The 19137-nt window shown below is 61.9% G+C and carries 16 protein-coding genes; 2 read left to right on the top strand and 14 right to left on the bottom strand.

Annotated features, from left to right (window positions below; genetic code table 11):
- Positions 1–84: 84 nt before the first annotated feature.
- A complete protein-coding gene (locus AC4PTT_RS10935; RefSeq protein ID WP_492161140.1) occupies positions 85–2469 on the bottom strand; it encodes a ComEC/Rec2 family competence protein in 2385 nt (794 codons plus the stop codon).
- A gap of 129 nt (positions 2470–2598) precedes the next feature.
- On the opposite strand from AC4PTT_RS10935, the gene gltX reads away from it, so the two are divergent.
- Together gltX and gltA are read left to right on the top strand one after the other, a co-directional pair.
- Positions 2599–4020: a glutamate--tRNA ligase gene (gene gltX / locus AC4PTT_RS10940; protein ID WP_492161141.1), complete on the top strand. Its 1422-nt coding sequence runs from the start codon at positions 2599–2601 to the stop codon at positions 4018–4020.
- A gap of 194 nt (positions 4021–4214) precedes the next feature.
- Positions 4215–5510 (top strand): citrate synthase, encoded by a 1296-nt coding sequence (gltA, locus tag AC4PTT_RS10945; RefSeq protein WP_113155150.1) that lies wholly within the window; start codon positions 4215–4217, stop codon positions 5508–5510.
- Between the two features lie 89 nt (positions 5511–5599).
- On the opposite strand, the gene AC4PTT_RS10950 is transcribed toward gltA, so the two are convergent.
- The 13 genes from AC4PTT_RS10950 to pyrH all read right to left on the bottom strand — a co-directional run bounded on the left by AC4PTT_RS10950 (position 5600) and on the right by pyrH (position 19128).
- Positions 5600–6034, bottom strand: coding sequence for a glyoxalase superfamily protein (locus AC4PTT_RS10950; protein WP_206547600.1), 435 nt, complete (start codon positions 6032–6034; stop codon positions 5600–5602).
- The gene (locus AC4PTT_RS10955; RefSeq protein WP_492161142.1) at positions 6031–7422 is read right to left on the bottom strand and encodes an MATE family efflux transporter; all 1392 of its coding nucleotides are present in this window, start codon (positions 7420–7422) and stop codon (positions 6031–6033) included. Before AC4PTT_RS10955 ends, AC4PTT_RS10950 begins: the two co-directional genes overlap by 4 nt.
- Before the next feature lie 263 nt (positions 7423–7685).
- The gene (gene lpxB, locus AC4PTT_RS10960; RefSeq protein WP_206552618.1) at positions 7686–8861 is read right to left on the bottom strand and encodes a lipid-A-disaccharide synthase; all 1176 of its coding nucleotides are present in this window, start codon (positions 8859–8861) and stop codon (positions 7686–7688) included.
- A complete protein-coding gene (locus AC4PTT_RS10965) occupies positions 8858–9748 on the bottom strand; it encodes an LpxI family protein (RefSeq protein ID WP_492161143.1) in 891 nt (296 codons plus the stop codon). The genes lpxB and AC4PTT_RS10965 overlap by 4 nt, the downstream gene beginning before the upstream one ends.
- Positions 9735–10565, bottom strand: a complete 831-nt coding sequence (gene lpxA / locus AC4PTT_RS10970) for an acyl-ACP--UDP-N-acetylglucosamine O-acyltransferase (RefSeq protein WP_206545347.1) — start codon at positions 10563–10565, stop codon at positions 9735–9737. Before lpxA ends, AC4PTT_RS10965 begins: the two co-directional genes overlap by 14 nt.
- Positions 10566–10583: 18 nt before the next feature.
- A complete protein-coding gene (gene fabZ, locus AC4PTT_RS10975; protein WP_113155145.1) occupies positions 10584–11054 on the bottom strand; it encodes a 3-hydroxyacyl-ACP dehydratase FabZ in 471 nt (156 codons plus the stop codon).
- The gene (gene lpxD / locus AC4PTT_RS10980; RefSeq protein WP_317088113.1) at positions 11047–12108 is read right to left on the bottom strand and encodes a UDP-3-O-(3-hydroxymyristoyl)glucosamine N-acyltransferase; all 1062 of its coding nucleotides are present in this window, start codon (positions 12106–12108) and stop codon (positions 11047–11049) included. Before lpxD ends, fabZ begins: the two co-directional genes overlap by 8 nt.
- A 65-nt stretch (positions 12109–12173) precedes the next feature.
- Entirely contained in the window at positions 12174–14543 is a 2370-nt protein-coding gene (gene bamA / locus AC4PTT_RS10985) for an outer membrane protein assembly factor BamA (RefSeq protein ID WP_492161144.1), read from the bottom strand.
- Positions 14544–14759: 216 nt separating this feature from the next.
- Complete coding sequence (gene rseP, locus AC4PTT_RS10990; RefSeq protein ID WP_113155142.1) at positions 14760–15899, bottom strand: RIP metalloprotease RseP; 1140 nt, start codon at positions 15897–15899, stop codon at positions 14760–14762.
- Between the two features lie 195 nt (positions 15900–16094).
- Positions 16095–16955, bottom strand: coding sequence for a phosphatidate cytidylyltransferase (locus AC4PTT_RS10995; RefSeq protein ID WP_297559390.1), 861 nt, complete (start codon positions 16953–16955; stop codon positions 16095–16097).
- Positions 16952–17716 carry an isoprenyl transferase gene (locus AC4PTT_RS11000; RefSeq protein WP_113155140.1) on the bottom strand — a complete coding sequence of 255 codons (765 nt, stop codon included), beginning with the start codon at positions 17714–17716 and terminating at the stop codon, positions 16952–16954. The genes AC4PTT_RS10995 and AC4PTT_RS11000 overlap by 4 nt, the downstream gene beginning before the upstream one ends.
- Before the next feature lie 92 nt (positions 17717–17808).
- The gene (gene frr, locus AC4PTT_RS11005; RefSeq protein ID WP_113155139.1) at positions 17809–18369 is read right to left on the bottom strand and encodes a ribosome recycling factor; all 561 of its coding nucleotides are present in this window, start codon (positions 18367–18369) and stop codon (positions 17809–17811) included.
- A 12-nt stretch (positions 18370–18381) separates the two neighbouring features.
- Complete coding sequence (gene pyrH, locus AC4PTT_RS11010) at positions 18382–19128, bottom strand: UMP kinase (RefSeq protein ID WP_113156292.1); 747 nt, start codon at positions 19126–19128, stop codon at positions 18382–18384.
- Positions 19129–19137: the final 9 nt, after the last annotated feature.

The following is a 19137-nucleotide window of genomic DNA, read 5'->3' on the forward strand; positions in this document are numbered from 1 at the left end:
GCCGCACGCAAAAGCGCATGTAGAGAGTCAATATAGCGGCGTATCGATCTGTTTTAATTAATTATTAGAACGATGGTGCGCCGCTCATTCTTTGTCTTTAGGCCTGTAGGGGCCAAGCCCTCTCGATGCCCGTGAGTATTGCCGGTGTTCATGCCAGGGCCGGTATGGCTCGCGGATCGCGAAGGCGATGTGCGGCATCCCGGCGCCTTCCGAAAAGCGGACTTCGGCGCTGCCGCGACGCGCAAGATCGCGCGCCGTGATGATGCGCGCGCCATCTTCACTGCAATGCCGATCAAGCGTTGGATCATTCACCACGACAAGATCGACCGATGCGCAAAGAGCGATGATGCTGCGCCGCACGGTCGCGGCATCGTCCGACTTTTTCACATGCGCGATCCGCATACCCTCTGGATGCCGCAGAATGCAGAGAGATTGATTGCACAGGAAACGGCCGATGCTCTGATCTGCGAGAAGGTCGGACAGCGACGCGCCTTTTGAACCGGCGGGCTTGCGCACCGTTCCCGCGCCCGCTGCGCGCAACCAGTTCTCGATAGAAAACCCGTTGGGGCGCGCGCGGTTGACGGCGAGCGTGTCGTCCCCGATCTGGACCGCGACCAGTCGCGCATCTTCAGAAACGAACATGTCGGGCAGATCGTGGTTTGCCAGAAGCACGCCGCCCGCCAGCAGGAACGGAACAGCCGCCAGCCACAAACGGGTGGTTGTGAGGGTGAGAATGGCCAGCGCGCAGCTCAGGCTCAGCGTGGCTGACAGCGGGATCGCTCCCGTCGCATCGAATGGCGTGCGCTCAGAGAACCAGTGCGCGATAGCCATGACTGTCGAAATGCCGCGCCCCATGAGGGCAAGCGCCCAGCCATCGAGATTGAGGGGCATCGTGGCCATGGCCGCGACCGCCGATGGCATGACGACAAGAGAGACGACGGGCATGGCCGCGAGATTGGCCCCAAGCGCCAGTGGCGATGCGCGCTGGAAATGCCAGACGCCATAGAGCGTGGTCGCCACACCCGCGATCAGCGAAGTGAGCGCCAGACCGCCCACATAGACCAGAACAAGGCGGAAAAGCCGGCGCGCGCCAGAAGGTTCGATCCCGGCAGAATTGCGTCCGAATGCCCTTTCACGACGTCGGTTCCAGGCAGCATAGCCGGCAATGAGCGCCGCCGTCGCAGCAAAGGACATCTGAAACCCCGGACCGACCACCTCATGCGGCGAAACCGCAATCACCACCAGCGCAGCGATGGCCAGATTGCGCATGGTGAGCGCGGCGCGATCGAACAGAAGCGCCAGAAGCATGACGGCCAGCATGAGAAAGCTGCGCTGCGCGGCCACGCCCGCTCCGGAAATGAAAAGGTAGAGGAAGCAGACCATAAGTGCTGCGCCGGCCGCATATTTGCGGACCGGGTGCCTTGAGGAGAAACCGGGAAAGAGCGCAAAGCCCAGCCGCGCCGCGCCGATGATGGTGAAGGCTGCGAGCGCCATGTGCAGGCCCGAGATCGCCAGCACATGCGCGAGCCCGGCCCGGCGCAGATCCTCATTGACCTCTTCCGGAATGCCGCTGCGCAGGCCGGTGATGAGTGCCGCGGCGACATTGCCCTCCGCGCCGCCGATTTTCTCGCGCAGCCGGGCGGCAAGCGCTTCGCGCACCGCCTGCAGGCGGGCGGCAAGCCGCTGCAGCAGCCCGACAGGGTGATCAAGGGCGATGCGCGCCGGCTCCCGCATGAAGAAACCGACTGCGCCAAGGCGGTCAAAATAGCTCTCGAACGAGAAATCATAGGCATGGGGGCGCACCGGACCTGAAGGCGACATGAGCCGGACAAGCCCGCTCAGACCCTCGCCGGGTTTCAGGTCTGGCGGGATCGTGCGGGCGGAAAGCCGCGCGCGCTCCGGCGCATAGCGCAGCTGCGGGCGTGCCGTGGACAGAATATCGATGGTCAGGCGGAACCGGCCATCGGCGCGATGCTCGACCTTGAGCACGCGCCCGGTGATGCGTGTGGTGATGTCGGAGCCGACCATGGGCGTGCTGGCGCGCCAGGTCTCCACCTTTGCGGCCACGAGCCCCAGAAGCACGACGAGACCGGCCAGAAGGGCAAGGCGCAGCCGGGGCTTTGCGCCGGCCAGATGCGCTGCCAGAACACAGAGCCCCAGCCCGCTCGCCAGTGCATAGGCCGGCGGTTCGACCGGCAGGGCGAAATAGATGAGCGCCCCGCTTCCCAGAAGGACCGGAAGCCATAGAAAAATCGTGCCCCGCGCCACTTCCTGCGCGATGGCGAAGCGGATTCCTGCCGCAACGGGCCTGGCGCCATGGCTCGGGATCTTACGCGCCTCATAAGAGCGAAGCGCGCGCGCTTCGATGGCAGGCGAAGGGCCGCAACCGTCCACTGCGACGGGAGCCGGCTCTGTGTCGGTGAACTGCATGCGTTCATCGGCGCGCGCCGATGCCACCTCGCCCCCCATGGCGTGGTCCCCCGTGCAATGCTTGCGCCCCGAGCGTTGTATGCTACATGACTGCCAGTCGAATGCCACCTGCGGTATCACCTACCCCTTGCGGGCCGGGAGACCGCGACAATTCCCGGGAAAGACCCCATGACAAAACCCGTCGTCACGCGCTTTGCGCCCTCACCCACCGGCTACCTGCACATCGGCGGGGCACGCACGGCGCTCTTCAACTGGCTCTATGCGCAGCATACGGGCGGCAAGATGCTTCTGCGCATCGAGGACACCGACCGTCAGCGCTCCACCGAAGCCGCAACCGCCGCGATCCTCGACGGTCTTGCCTGGCTGGGCCTCGACTGCGACGGCGAGCCGATTTCCCAGTTTGCCCGCGCAGACCGGCACCGCGCGGTGGCCGAGGAACTGGTGGCCAAGGGCGAAGCCTATTACTGCTACAGCTCTCCCGAAGAGCTGGAGGCAATGCGCGAAAAGGCGCGCGCAGAGGGACGCCCGCCGCGCTATGACGGCACCTGGCGCGACCGCGATGCTTCCCAAGCGCCTGAAGGCGTGAAGCCCGTCATTCGCATCAAGACCCCGCAGGAAGGCGAGACGGTCGTCGAAGACCAGGTGCAGGGCACGGTGCGCTTCCCGAACAAGGATCTGGACGATTTCATCATCCTGCGCTCCGACGGTTCGCCGACCTATATGCATGCCGTGGTGGTCGACGATCACGACATGGGCGTGACCCACATCATCCGTGGCGATGACCATCTGACCAACGCTGCGCGCCAGACGGTGATCTACAAGGCCATGGGCTGGGACGTGCCGGTGATGGCGCATATTCCGCTCATTCATGGCGCCGATGGCGCAAAACTTTCCAAGCGTCATGGCGCGCTTGGCGTCGAGGCGTACCGCGCCATGGGCTACCTGCCTTCGGCACTGCGCAATTATCTGGCCCGCCTTGGCTGGAGCCATGGCGATGACGAAATCATGTCGGACGACGACATGATTCGCTGGTTCGACATCACCGATGTAAACAAGGGCGCTGCACGCTTCGACTTCCAGAAACTGGAGGCGCTGAACGGCGTTCACATGCGCCAGATAGCCGATGAAGAGCTGCTTTCCCGACTGATAGACACATTGCCGCATCTTGAAGGTGGCGAAGCGCTTCTTTCCGCGCTGGACGAGCAGCGCAAGGCGCAGCTTCTTGCCGCCCTGCCCGGCCTGAAGGAGCGTGCGAAGACGCTGGTTGAACTCGTTGAAAGTGCAGCATTTATCTTCGATCAGAGGCCGCTCTCCTTCGATGAGAAGGCACAGCAGCTTCTCGATGAGAATGCGCGTCAGCTTCTTGCGGAAATTCTTCCCGTATTGCAAAATGTCGGCGATTGGACCCTTGCGAACATCGAAGCAGCTGTCCGTGAATTCGCGGAGCAGACCGAACGCAAGCTTGGCAAAGTCGCCCAACCCCTCAGGGCAGCGCTCACCGGGCGCACCACATCGCCAGGCATCTTCGATGTTCTCTCCGTTCTTGGGCGCGAGGAGAGTTTGGCGCGTATCAGCGATCAGGCTGCCTAGCTTCGTCCCGCAAAGGACTTGGCTTGCGGAACGGGTTTGATCACCGAGTGCGTGCTGCACTGCAATATTTGCATGCTGCACGCGCTTGGCACCACGGGGGAAATGCGTTAGCTATTTCGCGCGCTCGACCGCCAGCCATTATTTTGGGCGACAGATTTCTGGCGCCAAGTTCCTTGAAGTGAGAGGTGATTGCGATGACCAAACCAACTGCGAAGCTGGAAATTGGCGGCCAGGAAGAAGGGCACGAATTCGAGGTATTGAAGGGCAGCGTGGGCCCGGATGTGGTCAACATCGCCTCGCTTTACAAAGACACGGGACTGTTCACCTACGATCCCGGCTTCACGTCGACCGCAAGCTGCGAATCGAAGATCACCTATATCGATGGCGATGAAGGCATTCTGCTGCACCGCGGCTACCCCATCGAACAGCTCGCCGAGCACGGCGACTTTCTGGAAACCTGCTACCTCCTGCTCTACGGCGAGCTTCCGACGAAGACGGAAAAAGCAGACTTCGATTACCGCGTGACGCACCACACCATGGTGCATGAGCAGATGAACCGCTTCTTCACCGGCTTCCGCCGTGATGCGCACCCGATGGCCGTTATGTGCGGCGTTGTCGGCGCGATGTCTGCCTTCTATCACGACTCCACCGACATCTCCGATCCGCATCAGCGCATGGTCGCCAGCCTGCGCATGATCGCCAAAATGCCGACCATCGCGGCCATGGCCTACAAGTACCATGTCGGCCAGCCTTTCGTTTACCCGAAGAACGATCTCGGCTACGCGGCCAACTTCCTGCACATGTGCTTCTCGGTGCCGTGCGAGGACTACAAGGTGAACCCGGTTCTGGCCCGCGCCATGGAGCGGATCTTCATCCTCCATGCCGATCACGAGCAGAACGCCTCCACCTCGACGGTGCGTCTGGCCGGTTCTTCGGGCGCAAACCCGTTTGCCTGTATCGCTGCCGGCATCGCCTGCCTCTGGGGCCCTGCCCATGGCGGCGCGAACGAAGCCGCGCTCAACATGCTCGACGAAATCGGCTCCGTTGACCGTATCCCCGAATATATCGACCGCGCCAAGGACAAGAGCGATCCGTTCCGTCTCATGGGCTTCGGTCACCGGGTCTACAAGAACTACGATCCGCGCGCCAAGATCATGCAGAAGACCTGCCATGAGGTGTTAAGCGAACTGGGCATCAAGGACGATCCGCAGCTCGACATCGCCATGGAGCTGGAGCGCATCGCCCTGACGGACGAGTACTTCATCGAGAAGAAGCTCTACCCGAACATCGACTTCTACTCCGGCATCACGCTGAAGGCGCTGGGCTTCCCCACCACCATGTTCACGGTGCTCTTCGCGCTCGCGCGCACCGTCGGCTGGATCGCCCAGTGGAAGGAAATGATCGAGGATCCGAAGCAGAAGATCGGCCGTCCGCGTCAGCTCTACACGGGCGCAACGCACCGCGATTACGTTCCGATCGCCAAGCGCTGATTGTTCGACATTCAAAAAAAGCCCCGCCAGACTGGCGGGGCTTTTTCTTTGAGCTGTTGCTCCTCTCTCAGGGACGGAGAAGCTTCTGCCTATTTTTCGGCTTCGACGCGCAGATGTGGAACACCGTTGGATGTGCGTTCTCTGGAATGACCATCCGGGCCCACAATACCGCGAATGCGCCTGCGGTAGTTGGAGAAGCCTTCAAACATCACCACATCGACGGGCTCGTCCAGATCGAGCACCAGCCTGAACCAGCCCGGCCCCTGCTTCATCTTGGCGATGATGCTGCCCTTGAAGGGTTGGGCCAGATAGGTCCCCTGTACGCGCATGCCAGGCTCCCACGGGTCTTCCTCACGGGCGGAAATCACCGCGCAGAACGTGTTCCAGTCGCGATAGCCATGCTGATGCGCGACCGTTTCCAGAGCCTGCGCATGAGACGTTGCACGTCCCTGGCTCTCCAGATGCGCTCGCAGTTTCTTTGCGAGCGCCTTGGCTTCCGCCATGGTCGGGATCTGGTTCATCATGCCTGCTCCGCTGCACCGGCCTGAAACAGGCCCCATTTCAGAGAGCGCGTGCGCGCCGTGCGGAAGAGAACGATCAGTGTCAGACAGAACAGCAGCAGTTCCGCAAAGGGCCCGGCCATCCAGATGCCGCGCTCACCCACCATGTCGGCAAGGACAAAGGTGAGCGGGATGCCGAACAGATAGGGCTTTGACAGACCAAGCAGTGCGGCGCGACTGGCGTCGCCGATGGCCTGAAAATGCATCGCAATCATCATCAGCGGCCCGCCGGCAAAGAGCAGCGCCACCATGATCGGAAGAACGCGCTCAACCTCCGAGACCACAGCCGGATCATCAACGAAGCCTCGTCCGATGTCCGCGGCAAAGACGGTCAGCAAGAACTGGACCACCAGCGCGTAGACGAAGGCCGTGACAACGGCGATGCGCAGGCTCCGGTCGGAACGCGCCCAGTCGCGCGCGCCGTAATTGTTGCCGGTGATCGTCTGCATCGCGTGGCTCAAGCCCAGTAACGGCAGGAAGCAGAAGGTCATCACCCGCGTGATGATGCCATAGGCGGACACCGTATCACCGTAACCGGGCGCGTTCACCCATTGCAGGGCGATGATGATCGCCGCAGACCCGAGCGCCAGCCCCATGAAGTTGAGGCTCTGGGGGGCGCCGAGCGCCAGGATGCGCGTCCAGGCCGTATCGAGCCGGTGGCGCAGCAGAACGCTGGGACGCAGTTGCGTGCGTCCGCGCAGCCGAAACGCCAGAATGATGACGAAAGCCAGCGCCTGCGCCATCGCCGTGCCATAGGCGGAACCGGCGACGCCCATCTCCAAAATGGCGATGAACAGATAGTTGAAACCGATATTCGCGACGGACACCAGAAGGCTCATGCCCGCCATGAGGTTGATGAGCCCCTCATTGCGCAGAGCGTCGGAATTGACCGAGAGGATGAACAGAAGCGGCGAACAGAACACCGTGATCCGCAGATAGACGAGCCCCATCTCGGCCAGAGGAACCGAGCCGCCCGCGGCAAGCAGCGCAACCGGAGCACCGAAGAGCAAGAACAGGAGGATGAGGACACCGCCCAGAAGAAGGGCGAGACCATGCGCGCCTGCGAACACCGCCTGCGCATCATCCATCGAGGATGCACCGAGGTGGCGGGCAAGCAGGCTGGACATGCCGCTTGCGACCAGCGTCGCCATTGCGACGATGAGCATGTAGACGGGAAACATCAGCGTGACGGCCGCAAGCGCATCCGGGCCGACAAAATGCCCCAGAAAGAGCGCATCGCACACGGCAAGAAGACCGTTCATCCCCATCACAAAGATGATCGGCAGCGCCGTTTTTGCGTAGATCGGCCCCAGTGGGCCTTCCGTAAATGTATTGGAGGACGTTTCAGACAAATCCCCATTCTCCTGTCGCAAAGGCCGCGCTGGAACTGGATGGGGCCCGCATTTCCATCCGCGCGACGAGCGTGGAGGACGAAGAAATCAGTCTGAGGCAGAACTTCACCGGGACAGGTGTCAGCGGGCGGCGGGCGTCTGCAGCCAACCGCCATCTAGCGGGAACGATGGCAAACGTCAAGAAGCCGTTCGGTAATGACCTGTCTCGGAACACGAGCGCGCCTGATCAAACGGCAAGCGCTCGGCGTCTGAATACACCGTTTTCAGGCCGCGCCTGCGATGTGCCGCATAACGACTTCGGCCGCGATCTGGCCGGAGGGGCGCGGCGTTTCGAGCGCATCTGCGACCTGCTGAAACCCGTCCATCTGTGCTGCGCGCGGCGGCTTGTCCGCCCACAGCCCGGTGAGCTGACGCGCCAGATAGGACGGGCGGACATACTGGTTGAAGTGCTCCGGAACGACAGGCCAGCCGGCAATGAGATTGGGCAGCGCCGCCGACCAGACGGTGATGAGCGGGATCAGCGCCCGCGCAACAAAATCCGTTTTGTAACAAAGGATTGTCGGAACCCGTGAAAGCGCCAGTTCCAGCGACACCGTGCCCGAACAGGCAAGGGCTGCATCGGCTTCGGCGAAGGCCTCCCACTTGCGCGCAGGCTCCAGAATGATCTCCGGCTGAACGGGCCAGTCCTTCACGGCGGCTTCCACCATGGGCGCGACATGCGGCACGGTGGGCATGAGCAGGCGGAAGTCGTGCCCGGCTTCATGGAGGTGCCGCACAGTCTCTCCAAACGGCTCCAGAAGACGCGACACCTCGCCCCGGCGCGATCCGGGCAGGAGCAGCAGCGCGCGCTGCGCATCGGCAGGCTTGGCGGGTCCGGAAAGATGTGCGCTGGCGGCTGCAAGAATATCGGGGTCGGTGGCCAGACGATGTCCGACAAAGGTTCCGGGCGGACCTTTCAACCGTTCCAGCTCCGCCGGTTCGAATGGCAGCAGGCAGAGGATTTCGTCCACATGCGGGCGCATCGCGATGGCCCTGCCCGGTCGCCAGGCCCAAACGCTGGGGCAGACATAATGGATGATGGGGATGGAGGGATCGAGCGCACGGACCTTCTTCGCCACGCGCAGGCTGAACTCGGGGCTGTCGATGGTGACGAGGCAATCGGGCTTTGCCTTGACGATGGCCTGCGCTGTCTGGCCGATACGGCGCAGGAGACGCGGCAAGTCGCGCAAAATGGCGCTAACGCCCATAAGCGCTATTTCCTCGGCATTGAAGATCGGCTCCAACCCAAGCGCCATCAAATTGCGCCCGCCGACGCCGGTGAGTTCGACCTCTGCGTCGCTTTCGACCCGCAGCGCCTTGACCAGATCCGCGCCAAGCAGATCGCCGGATTCCTCGCCGGCGATGATCGCCAGTTTCAATGCCCCGCCTTTCGCGTTCATGCCCGCCCCTCCGGCTCAAGGCCAACGATGAACAGGCCAAGCGCGTCGGCCCGGCCAATCGTGTCCGCATAATCTATGATCAGCGAGCGGCCCGCCTCCAGCCCCACACCGGCAAGGCCGGCTGCATGCGCCGCCTCGATGGTGTTCGGCCCGATGGTCGGCAGGTCTGCGCGTTCATCCTGATCCGGTTTCACACATTTGACCAAAGCGCCCCCGGACTTGCCTGCAAGGCGGCCATGGTTGCGCATGTCGCGCATCCGGTCCAACAGGCCGGCCGTGCCCTCTATGCCTTCCAGAGCCACAGCGCGCCCGCCGACGGCGATGGCGGCCTGTCCGATGTCGAGACCACCGATCATGCGCGCAGCTTCATAAGCGGCGGCGAGATCCTTGCGGTCTCTGGCGCCGGGCTTTGTGCGGGTCATGACACCTTCAGGCGACAAAAGCTCCGGCGCGATCTCATGCGCGCCCAGAACCCGGATGCCTTTTGATTCGATATAGGCAATCACCGCCCGCAGCAGGCCATCGTCGCCCTTGGCGTAAGCGGCGATCAGCTTCGGCAGCGCCCGGAATACGTCCCAGCCGAGCCGCACCTTGAGGATGGGCGGTCGCCGGCTGACGCCGCCGGCCAGAACCAGATGCGTCACGCCTGCACGCTTGAGTTTTGGAAGAAAGAGCGCCAGACGCTCAACGGGCGTCGGCCAGAGATCAAATGCGCTCTGATCTTCACCGGCCACCCAGTCTGCCTCGCCTTCCATGGCGACGACGAGCGGCCTGTGGCCATTCTTCACCAGCGTGCGCACTACATCGCGTGGCAGACCGCCGCTGCCGGCGACCACGGCAACGCGGGCGCCCGCTGGCAGGACCGACTTGGGGTCAGGCTGTCTCATTATCCTCGGCCGCGCCCTTGCCGCGCGCCGGTAGCGTGAAGTGCCGCTTGTCCTTTGCACCGACAAAGGCCACCACGTCGCCGATCAGTTCCGAATCGGGATAGGCGCGCAGAACGGCGGCAGCGTTCTCTTCAAGCGAAGCGCCTTCGGCAAAGAGCATCCTGTAGGCCTTGCGCAGCGCCGAAATGTCTTCACGCGGCATGCCCGAGCGCTTGAGCCCGACCAGATTGAGGCCGCGCAGGCGCGCACGGTCGCCCACAGCCATGCCGTAGGGGATCACATCGCCGACAACGGCAGCAAAGCCGCCCAGAAAGGCGTGATGACCGATGCGCACGAACTGATGAACCGCAGCATAGCCGGAGATGATGACGTGATCGCCGATCTCGGCATGTCCGCCAAGACCGGCATAATTCGCCATGGTCACATGATTGCCCACCGCGCTGTCGTGCGCGACATGGGAATAGGCCATGAAGAGGCCATGGGAACCGACCGTGGTCTTGCCACGGCTGGTGTCCGTGCCGGCGTGAAAGGTCACGCCCTCGCGCACGACGCACTGTTCGCCCACTTCAAGCGTGCTGTGACCGCCCTTGTGGCCGAAATTCTGCGGCGGAGCGCCGAGAACCGCCTGCGGATAGACCTGGCAGCCTGCGCCAAGCGTGGTGTCGCCCATGATGGTGACATGGCCGATCAGCTCCACATCGTCGTGTAGCTTCGCCTGAGCGGAAACATGGCAGAACGGGCCAATCCGCACCCCCTCGCCCAGCTCTGCGCCGGGTTCGATGATGGATGAGGGATGAATGACGGTCTCTCGGGTCATCTATTCTATATTCTTCCGTCAGCCAGCCTGTTCGACAGACATCAGTGCCGAAATCGTGGCCTCGGCAACCTTCGCCTCATCAACCTTGGCCACGCAGTCGAACTTCCAGATGCTGCCGCGCTGCTTGACCTTGGTGACGTGGATCTCCATGCGATCCCCCGGCACGACGGGCTTGCGGAACTTCGCATTGTCGATGGTCATGAAATAGACGAGAGACGGGCTCTCATCACCCGCATTGTTGATGCAGATTGCACCGGCGGTCTGCGCCATGGCCTCAACGATCAGCACGCCCGGCATGACCGGCTGCGTTGGGAAGTGACCGGTGAAGTGCGGCTCATTGGCCGTCACGTTCTTGATGCCGATGGCAGAGCGGTCGCCGTCAATCTCGATGATCTTGTCGACCAGCAGGAACGGATAGCGATGCGGCAGCAACCGCATCAGGTCCATGATGTCGAGGCTTTCAAGCGTGGTCGAAGCGGAGTCAGTCATCCCCATCCCTCTGTTTCTTCTTCCTTCCACCAACAAGACCGCGCAGCGCGGCCAGTTCGCGGAAAGCTTCCCGCATCGGCTGCGCCGGCGAGCCAGCCCAGCGTTCTCCCGGCGGCACGTCATTCATGACGCCGCTGGAAGCCGCAAGCTGCGCGCCTGAGCCGATGGTAATGTGATCCGCGATGCCGACACGTCCGCCGAGCATCACGAAATCGCCAAGTGTGACAGAACCGGACAGCCCGCAATGGCCTGCAACAATGCATCCCCGGCCAAGGCGGACATTGTGCGCGATCTGCACGAGATTATCGATCTTGGAGCCCTGCCCGATGATCGTGTCGACCAGCGCGCCACGGTCGACTGTGGTGTTTGCGCCGATCTCCACATCGTCCTGAATGACGACGCGTCCGATCTGGGGCAGTTTTTCGAGCCCGGTGGGGCCTGGAAGATAGCCGAACCCATCCTGACCGATGCGCACACCGGCGTGAATGATCACGCGGTCGCCGACCATCGCGCACTGAATGGTGGCGCCGGGGCCGATATAGCTTTCGCGTCCGATTCGCGTGCCCGCTCCAATCACCGCATTGGGGGCGATGATCGTGCCGCTGCCGATATGCACGCCGGAGCCGATAACGGCTCCCGGCTCGATGGTGACATCGTCTTCAAGAATTGCGTCGGAGGCCACGCTTGCACGGGCGGAGACGCCGGTTTCGCCGGTCATCGAGCCCGGGCGCATGGCCTGAGGGAAAAGAAGGCGTGTTATCTGCGCGAAAGCGGCCTGCGGTTTGTCGACCACGAGGACGGCAACACCTTCGGGAACATGGCCCGCGATCTCATCCCTGCACAGAACGGCGGAAGCCGTTGTTCCCATTGCCAAATCGGCGTTGCGCTTTCCTTCAACGAAAACAAGCGTTCCGGCACCGCCCTCAGAGGCTGCGGCAACGCTTTCAATAACAATCCCGGCATGCTCTGCATGCGTGAGATTCGCTCCCGTCAGCGAGGCGATCTCGCCTGCCGTTATGCGGCGCGCGGGAGCAAAGAATTCAGGATCCTTCATGGAAACCTTTCGCCCGGGCCACCGGGGCCCGGGCTAAACAGGGTGTGCCAGAAAACGTCAACCGGTTAGAAGCGGGTCGAAATACCGAAGTTGAAGTTCTGCACGTCGTCTGTGTCTTCTTTCAAGATCGGGTATGCGTAATCGACACGCAGCGGGCCGAAGGGCGAAGCCCAGATCAGGCCTGCACCGACCGAAGCGCGCCACTGCAGATCCGTTCCGATGGCGCCTGCGATATCGCTGCCATAGAGCGTTGCCGCATCAGCAAAGACCGCGCCGCGAAGACCGAAGCTCTCCGGCAGGACCGGGAACGGGAACTGCGCTTCTGCCGAAGCGTTGAAGTAGGTCTTGCCGCCGATGTGGTCGATGCCGCCACCCGTTGCGTTCTGGTACGGGCCGATGCCGTTGTAATCGAAGCCACGGATGATGCGGTCGCTGCTCGAGAAGTGGTCGAACACGCGCAGATCGCCATCCAGAGCCTGGATGTGACCGGCGCCAACCGTGAACAGGCCGACGAGATCGAGTTCTTCGGACAGCGTCTGGTAGTAGGTGCCGCGCGCCGTCGCCTTCACGAACTTGGCATCGCCACCGAGACCGGCAACCTCAAGCGTGAGGTTCGCATAAAGGCCCGAATGCGGGTTCTTCATGTCGTCGATCGTGTTGTAGACCAGCGAGCCGCTAACCGAGGACTTGATCCACTTGCCGTCGTCGATGGCTTCGATCAGAGCGGGTGCAAGGTTACACTGCGTAGGATCGATCGGATCATCTGCACAGTCGCCAACGCCCGTGTACTCCTCCTGGGAGAAGTTGTAGGCGAGCTGCGAAGACAGGGCTTCCGTGATCGGCAGACCGAAGCGGATCGTCGCACCGGTGGTGTCGCGATCATACTTGTCGTCGAACTTGCGGGTGCGGCGGTAGACGTCGAAACCAGCCGAAATCCGGCGACCGAGGAAATACGGCTCGGTGAAGGAGAACGAGTAGTCGCGCGAGTCCTTGCCACCGCCGGCCGCGATGCGGACGAACTGGCCACGGCCGAGGAAGTTGCGCTCGGTGACGGAGCCTTCAACGGAGAAGCCGCCGCTGCTGCTGTCGCCGCTAGCCGTCGAGTAACCGGCGCCGATGGAGAACTCACCGGTCGACTTCTCAACCACATCAACGACCAGAATGACCTGATCGGGCTGCGAACCCGGAACCGTCGAGATGTTGACGGTCTGGAAGAAGTTGAGGCCTTCGAGGCGACGCTTTGCGCGCTGCACGAGCACCTGATTGAAGGCGTCGCCCTCGCTCAGATCGAACTCGCGACGGATCACGTAGTCACGCGTGCGCTGGTTGCCGCGGATCTCGATGCGCTGGATGTAAGCGCGCGGACCTTCGTCGATCGAGTACACGACGTCGATCTCGCGGGTCTCGAAATTGCGGTTGCCGCGCGGCGTCACCTGGGCGAAGGCATAGCCTTTGCCAGCCACATTCTCGGTCAGCGCAATGATGGAGTCTTCAACGTTCTTGGCGCTGTAGACATTGCCCTGACGAGTCTTGATCTCTGCATTGAGAGCTTCCGTGTCGATACCGGTGACCGTGCTCTCGACGCCGATATTGCCGAAGCGATAGCGCTCGCCCTCGTCCACGGTGAAGGTCACCGTGTAGGCGTTCTCGACTTCGTCTAAGTCGGCGGTCGCCGAGATCACGCGGAAATCCGCATAACCACGATTGTAGTAGAAACGGCGCAGCGTCTCTTCATCCGCGCGCAGACGATTGTCGTCATAGATGTCGTCGCGCATCAGGAAGGAAAGGAAGTTCGACTGCTTGGTCGAGATCACGTCGCGCAGACGACCATTGCCGAAAGCTTCGTTGCCAACGAAGTTGATCGCGGCGATCTTCGTGCGACCACCTTCCTGAACTTCGAAGATGACGTTGACGCGACCGTCGTCGAGCGCCTGCGTGCGGCCGGTAACGGTTGCGTCGTCGCGACCGATGCGGCGATAGGCTTCCCGAATCGTCTCCTCATCAGCCTGGAGCGACTGGTTGGAGAAGGACTTGCGAGGCTGCAGCTGAACAGCGCGCGCCAGATTCGCGTCCTTGATCTTCTTGTTGCCCTGGAAAATGACCTGGTTGACGATCGAATACTCGTCAACGGTCACGATCAGCGCGCCGCCGGACTGGCTGATCGACACGTCGGCAAACAGGCCGGTTGCGAACAGGCGCTTGACGGCCTCGTTCACATCATCGTTCGAGAAAGAGCGCCCCGGACGAATGTCGATATAGTTGCGAATGGTCTCGTCTTCGACGCGGCGGTTTCCACGCACCTCGATACGGCTGACCGTCGCGGCCTCGGCCGCTTCCATGGCGGCGAGCTGGACGGCAACCGTCCCCGTCATCGCCAACCCCGCCGAAAGGGCTACTGCCGAAACGGCGTTCTTAAAGCTAGAAGATGCCTTCATTGGGCCTGAAAACCTCTATTCTCTTTGTCCCCGCAGCGAGAAATAGGAACAATCTAAAAAAGCAGCTATCGTAATAGCCAGATTTTCCCTACACGCAAGCCTTCTGGTTAATTTGCGTTTACGAACCACCGCTTAGTGGCATTCGCGTCACGCGAAATTCAAAGCCATGGTAAATATCGTCTCAATTTTTACACATTCCGCCTTCCCGATCCTCCCTCAGCATCCGAACAGGTCGTTCCAGAAAACGAATCCCATGAATGCGAGAACGGCGAACAAGCCGACGCGGTAAACCGCATCCATGACCCTCTCGGACACAGGACGACGCATTACAGCTTCTATGGCGTAGAACACCAGATGCCCGCCATCAAGGGGGGGAATGGGCAAAAGATTAAGAACACCGATACCGACTGACAATAATGCAACAAGTTGTACGAGCCATTCGAAGCCGAGCTGGGCCGCCTTGCCGGCCATATCGGCGATCTTCACCGGGCCACCAAGCTGACACCTGTCCTCACGCCCTGCGACAAAGCGTTTTAGAAACTGGCCGGTGCGATAGATCACATAGCCGGTTTCCTTGACCGCCTCGCCCAGCGCATCCAGCGGGCCATACTCAACCAGTCGCGGCTGGCCCATTTCCTCATCATTGACGACGCCGATGATTCCGATCTTCACCGTGTTGCCGAGCGCATCCTTCTGCTCGACCATTTCGGGCGTCGCCCTGAGCTCCAGCTCTTCATCACCACGACGCACCACGAAGGAGAGTTCGTCGCCCGACCGCCCGGACACGAGACGCTGCACATCGCCAAAGCTGCGCACCTGCGATCCATCGACGGAAACGAAGCGGTCGCCCGGTTCGAAACCGGCAATGGCGGCCGGCGTGTCGGGCCGAACCTCGGCCACCATCGGCTCCATCACATAGCGCCCGAAACCGGCGAACATCACCGCGAAAACCGCAATGGTGAGAAGGAAGTTGAACAGCGGGCCGGCAAAAACCGTGGCCGCGCGCTTCCATACCGGCTGGGTATGGAAGGCGACGCGCAGCTCTTCGGGCGACAGGCGCTCCGTCGATTCGGGATCGGGCGTGCTGGTCACCGACATGTCGCCGGTGAACTTCACATAGCCGCCGAGCGGAATGGCCGAGAGCTTCCAGCGTGTGCCATGCCTGTCGTTGAAGCCGAAGAGTTCCGGCCCGAAACCGATCGAGAACGCCTTCACGCCGATGCCGCACCAGCGCCCCACCAGATAGTGCCCCATCTCGTGCACGAACACGACAACGGTCAGGACGAAGAGAAACGGCACGATGGTGCCGATCAGCAATCCGTCCGTGCTGAATATGGTGCTGAAAAAATCGGTCACGGTTGTTCCACTCGATTACGGTTTGCATCAGCGCCTCGATCCGAAATGTCTGCATGACTTTCAGAACGTCAGCTGCACTGTTCCAATAAGCTGCTGCTTAACAGCCTGCGGGATTCCGTCGACGCTCTTCGGCGAATCCCGGAATTCGACACTTCAATGCCACTCCGGCATGGCGAAGGCAAACGCCCTCAGCCCCTAGAACCGGAAAAAGGCGTGCGCTGGCATCTCCGGACTGCCGAGCAGCGCCGCCACGAGATATAGGGCGAGCGCTGCCGCCATCAGCCCGTCGACGCGATCCATGACCCCGCCATGGCCGGGAATGAGATTGCTCGAATCTTTCACGCCGCTGCGGCGCTTCAGGGCTGATTCGAACAGATCGCCAAGCTGCGAGATGACAGAGAGAACAAGCGCGATGAGCGCCAGCAGAACCACGCCATGGACGGTGCTTTCATGCATGGCGAAAGCCGCGCCTGCGACAACCGCAAAGGCCGCGCCGCCAATCGCGCCGCTCCACGTCTTGCCGGGAGAAATCGAAGGCGCAAGCTTCGGCCCGCCCAGACTGCGGCCGGTAAAATAGGCCATGATGTCCGAGGTCCAGACCACGGCGAACAGAAACAGGATTGCCAGGAAACCGGACTGGTCGTCCGCCCGCAAATGCACCAGGGCGATTGCGGGTGCTGCGGCGTAAGCGACGCCGGCCGTGGTTCCGAGCCCCTCGCCCGACGCCCATCCATGAAGCGCAAGCACGACAAGAATACCGGCCAGCGCCAGAAAAACCGCGCCCGCTGAAAGGCCGAGTATCATCATTGCCATCACCACCGCCAGAAGTGCGATGGCGATGGTCGCATGAACGCCGGTCTTAGAACCGGGGCGCATGGCGAGCCATTCGTAAAGGATCGCGCCGGCCATGACCGCCGCCATGAGACGGAACGGCAGGCCACCCAGATAGGTGATCAGAAGGACGACGCTTCCAAGAACGAGCGCTGAAACGGCCCGCACCTGAAGATTGCTGCGCGGGCGCCGTGTCGGCCCGCCTTCATCGCCGGGCTTGGTCATAGAGCCGCTTCGCGTGCTCCAACACCGCCGAAGCGGCGCTCGCGCGCGTTGAACGTGGCCAGAGCCGTCTCCAGCTCGCATCGGCCAAAATCCGGCCAGTGGCACGGCAGGAAGACGAATTCCGCATAGGCTGCCTGCCACAGAAGGAAATTCGACAGGCGCTGCTCGCCGCTTGTGCGGATAATCAGGTCGGGATCGGGAATACCGGCGGTATCGAGACGGTTTCCGAAACCATCGATATCGATGTCGTCGGCGGTGATCTTTCCCGCCTGCACATCGGCGAAGAGCGATTTGGCAGCGCGCACGATCTCGTCACGCGCACCATAGTTGAAGGCGATCACCAGATTCATGCTGGTGTTTTCCGCCGTCAGATTTTCCGCTTCAAGCAGAAGGGACTTGATGTCCTTTTCGAGGTTTTCGCGGTCGCCGATAATGCGAACGCGAACCCCGTTCTGGTGCAGTTCCGCCAGATCGCGCCTGATGAACAGCCGCAGGAGGCCCATGAGGTCGTTCACCTCGGAGCGCGGTCTGGACCAGTTTTCGGAGGAGAAGGCGTAAACGGTCAGCCAGTTGATGCCCAGCTCACCGGCAGAGCGCACCGCCTTGCGCAGCGCCTCCACACCGGCGCGGTGGCCGGCACGGCGTGGCAAGCCGCGCGCTTCCGCCCAGCGACCGTTGCCGTCCATGATGATCGCCACATGCGCCGGCTTCACGTATCTGCCTCCCCTCGCGTTCGAGCAGCCCTGGGGCTGGTAGAGCATCGGACCGAAACGGGAATCCGGTTTTCGATTGTTCCGATGCTCCATCGATGGTCTGGATCGTCCCCTATGCGTCCGGATGGACGCAGGGCGACCTAGACGTGCATGATCTCGGCTTCTTTCTCGGTCAGGAGCTTGTCCATGACGGTGATGGTCTCATCCGTCATCTTCTGCACCTGTTCGGACTGCGTGTGCAGTTCGTCCTGGCTTATGTCGCCATCCTTTTCGGCCTTTTTGAGGTGCTCCATGCCGTCGCGGCGCACGTGGCGCGCGGCAACCTTGGCGCCCTCGGCGTACTGATGGGCGATCTTCACGAGTTCCTTGCGCCGCTCTTCATTGAGCTCGGGCAGCGGAATGCGCAGGGTCGAACCGTCCATGATCGGGTTGAACCCGAGATTCGATTCGCGGATCGCGCGGTCCACGGCATTGACCATGCTCTGGTCCCACACCGACACGGAGATCATGCGGGGTTCGGGCACGGACACCGTGGCCACCTGGTTGATCGGCATGGGCGTGCCATAAGCCTCCACCTGGATCGGGTCCAGAAGGTTGGCAGAAGCACGGCCCGTACGAAGCGAAGCAAGATCGTGCTGAAACGCACTGACTGCCCCTTCCATACGTCGCTTCAGATCTTTGAAATCAACGCCGTCGGCCATTCTTAAATCTCCTTACGCACCGGCACGCTGTTCGGTATCGGCGTCATCGGACACGATGGTGCAATGTCCGCCGCCTTTCAAGATGGCGTTAAATCCGCCCTCTTCATGAATCGAGAAAACGATTATCGGAATGTGGTTCTCGCGCGCAAGAGCAATCGCAGCGGTATCCATAATCGCCAGCCCGTCACGTATAACTTGTGCATGGCTGAGAGTGTCAAAGCGCGTGGCGTCCGGGTCCTTGCGGGGGTCGGCGGAATAGACGCCATCCACCTGCGTGCCCTTGAACAGCGCGTCTGCGCCGATTTCCGCAGCCCTCAGAGCGGCGGCCGAGTCGGTCGTGAAGAACGGGTTGCCCGTGCCACCGGCGAAGATGACCACCTTGCCTGCGTCCATGTAACTCATCGCCTGACGCTGGGAGAAGCTTTCGCACAGCTCCGGCATCGCAATGGCCGACATGACCACCGCATCAACGCCCATCTTGACGAGCGAGGTGCGCAGGGCGAGCGAATTGATGACCGTGGCGAGCATGCCCATGTGGTCGCCCGTCACACGGTCGCCGCCCTTCGAGGCAACGGCCACACCGCGGAAGATGTTGCCGCCGCCGATGACAACGCCAACCTCGACGCCGATCTTGCGCGCCTCGACGATATCGCGGGCAATCCGGTCGACCACCGAAACATCGATACCGAATCCCTGCTCGCCCATCAAAGCTTCGCCGGATGCCTTAAGGACAACGCGCCGGTAGCGTGCTTCGCTCATCTTCATAGT

Source organism: Nitratireductor sp. WH36-1 (genome assembly GCF_058725515.1).

Excerpts from the sequence above, each read along its gene's own strand:
- frr (WP_113155139.1), bottom strand. The coding sequence starts at position 18,369 with ATGGCCGACGGCGTTGATTTCAAAGATCTGAAGCGACGTATGGAAGGG.
- AC4PTT_RS10965 (WP_492161143.1), bottom strand. The coding sequence starts at position 9,748 with ATGAGACAGCCTGACCCCAAGTCGGTCCTGCCAGCGGGCGCCCGCGTT.
- gltA (WP_113155150.1), top strand. The coding sequence starts at position 4,215 with ATGACCAAACCAACTGCGAAGCTGGAAATTGGCGGCCAGGAAGAAGGG.
- lpxD (WP_317088113.1), bottom strand. The coding sequence starts at position 12,108 with ATGAAGGATCCTGAATTCTTTGCTCCCGCGCGCCGCATAACGGCAGGC.
- bamA (WP_492161144.1), bottom strand. The coding sequence starts at position 14,543 with ATGAAGGCATCTTCTAGCTTTAAGAACGCCGTTTCGGCAGTAGCCCTT.
- fabZ (WP_113155145.1), bottom strand. The coding sequence starts at position 11,054 with ATGACTGACTCCGCTTCGACCACGCTTGAAAGCCTCGACATCATGGAC.
- AC4PTT_RS10935 (WP_492161140.1), bottom strand. The coding sequence starts at position 2,469 with ATGGGGGGCGAGGTGGCATCGGCGCGCGCCGATGAACGCATGCAGTTC.
- lpxB (WP_206552618.1), bottom strand. The coding sequence starts at position 8,861 with ATGAACGCGAAAGGCGGGGCATTGAAACTGGCGATCATCGCCGGCGAG.
- AC4PTT_RS10995 (WP_297559390.1), bottom strand. The coding sequence starts at position 16,955 with ATGACCAAGCCCGGCGATGAAGGCGGGCCGACACGGCGCCCGCGCAGC.
- AC4PTT_RS10950 (WP_206547600.1), bottom strand. The coding sequence starts at position 6,034 with ATGATGAACCAGATCCCGACCATGGCGGAAGCCAAGGCGCTCGCAAAG.
- gltX (WP_492161141.1), top strand. The coding sequence starts at position 2,599 with ATGACAAAACCCGTCGTCACGCGCTTTGCGCCCTCACCCACCGGCTAC.
- pyrH (WP_113156292.1), bottom strand. The coding sequence starts at position 19,128 with ATGAGCGAAGCACGCTACCGGCGCGTTGTCCTTAAGGCATCCGGCGAA.
- AC4PTT_RS11000 (WP_113155140.1), bottom strand. The coding sequence starts at position 17,716 with ATGCTCTACCAGCCCCAGGGCTGCTCGAACGCGAGGGGAGGCAGATAC.
- lpxA (WP_206545347.1), bottom strand. The coding sequence starts at position 10,565 with ATGACCCGAGAGACCGTCATTCATCCCTCATCCATCATCGAACCCGGC.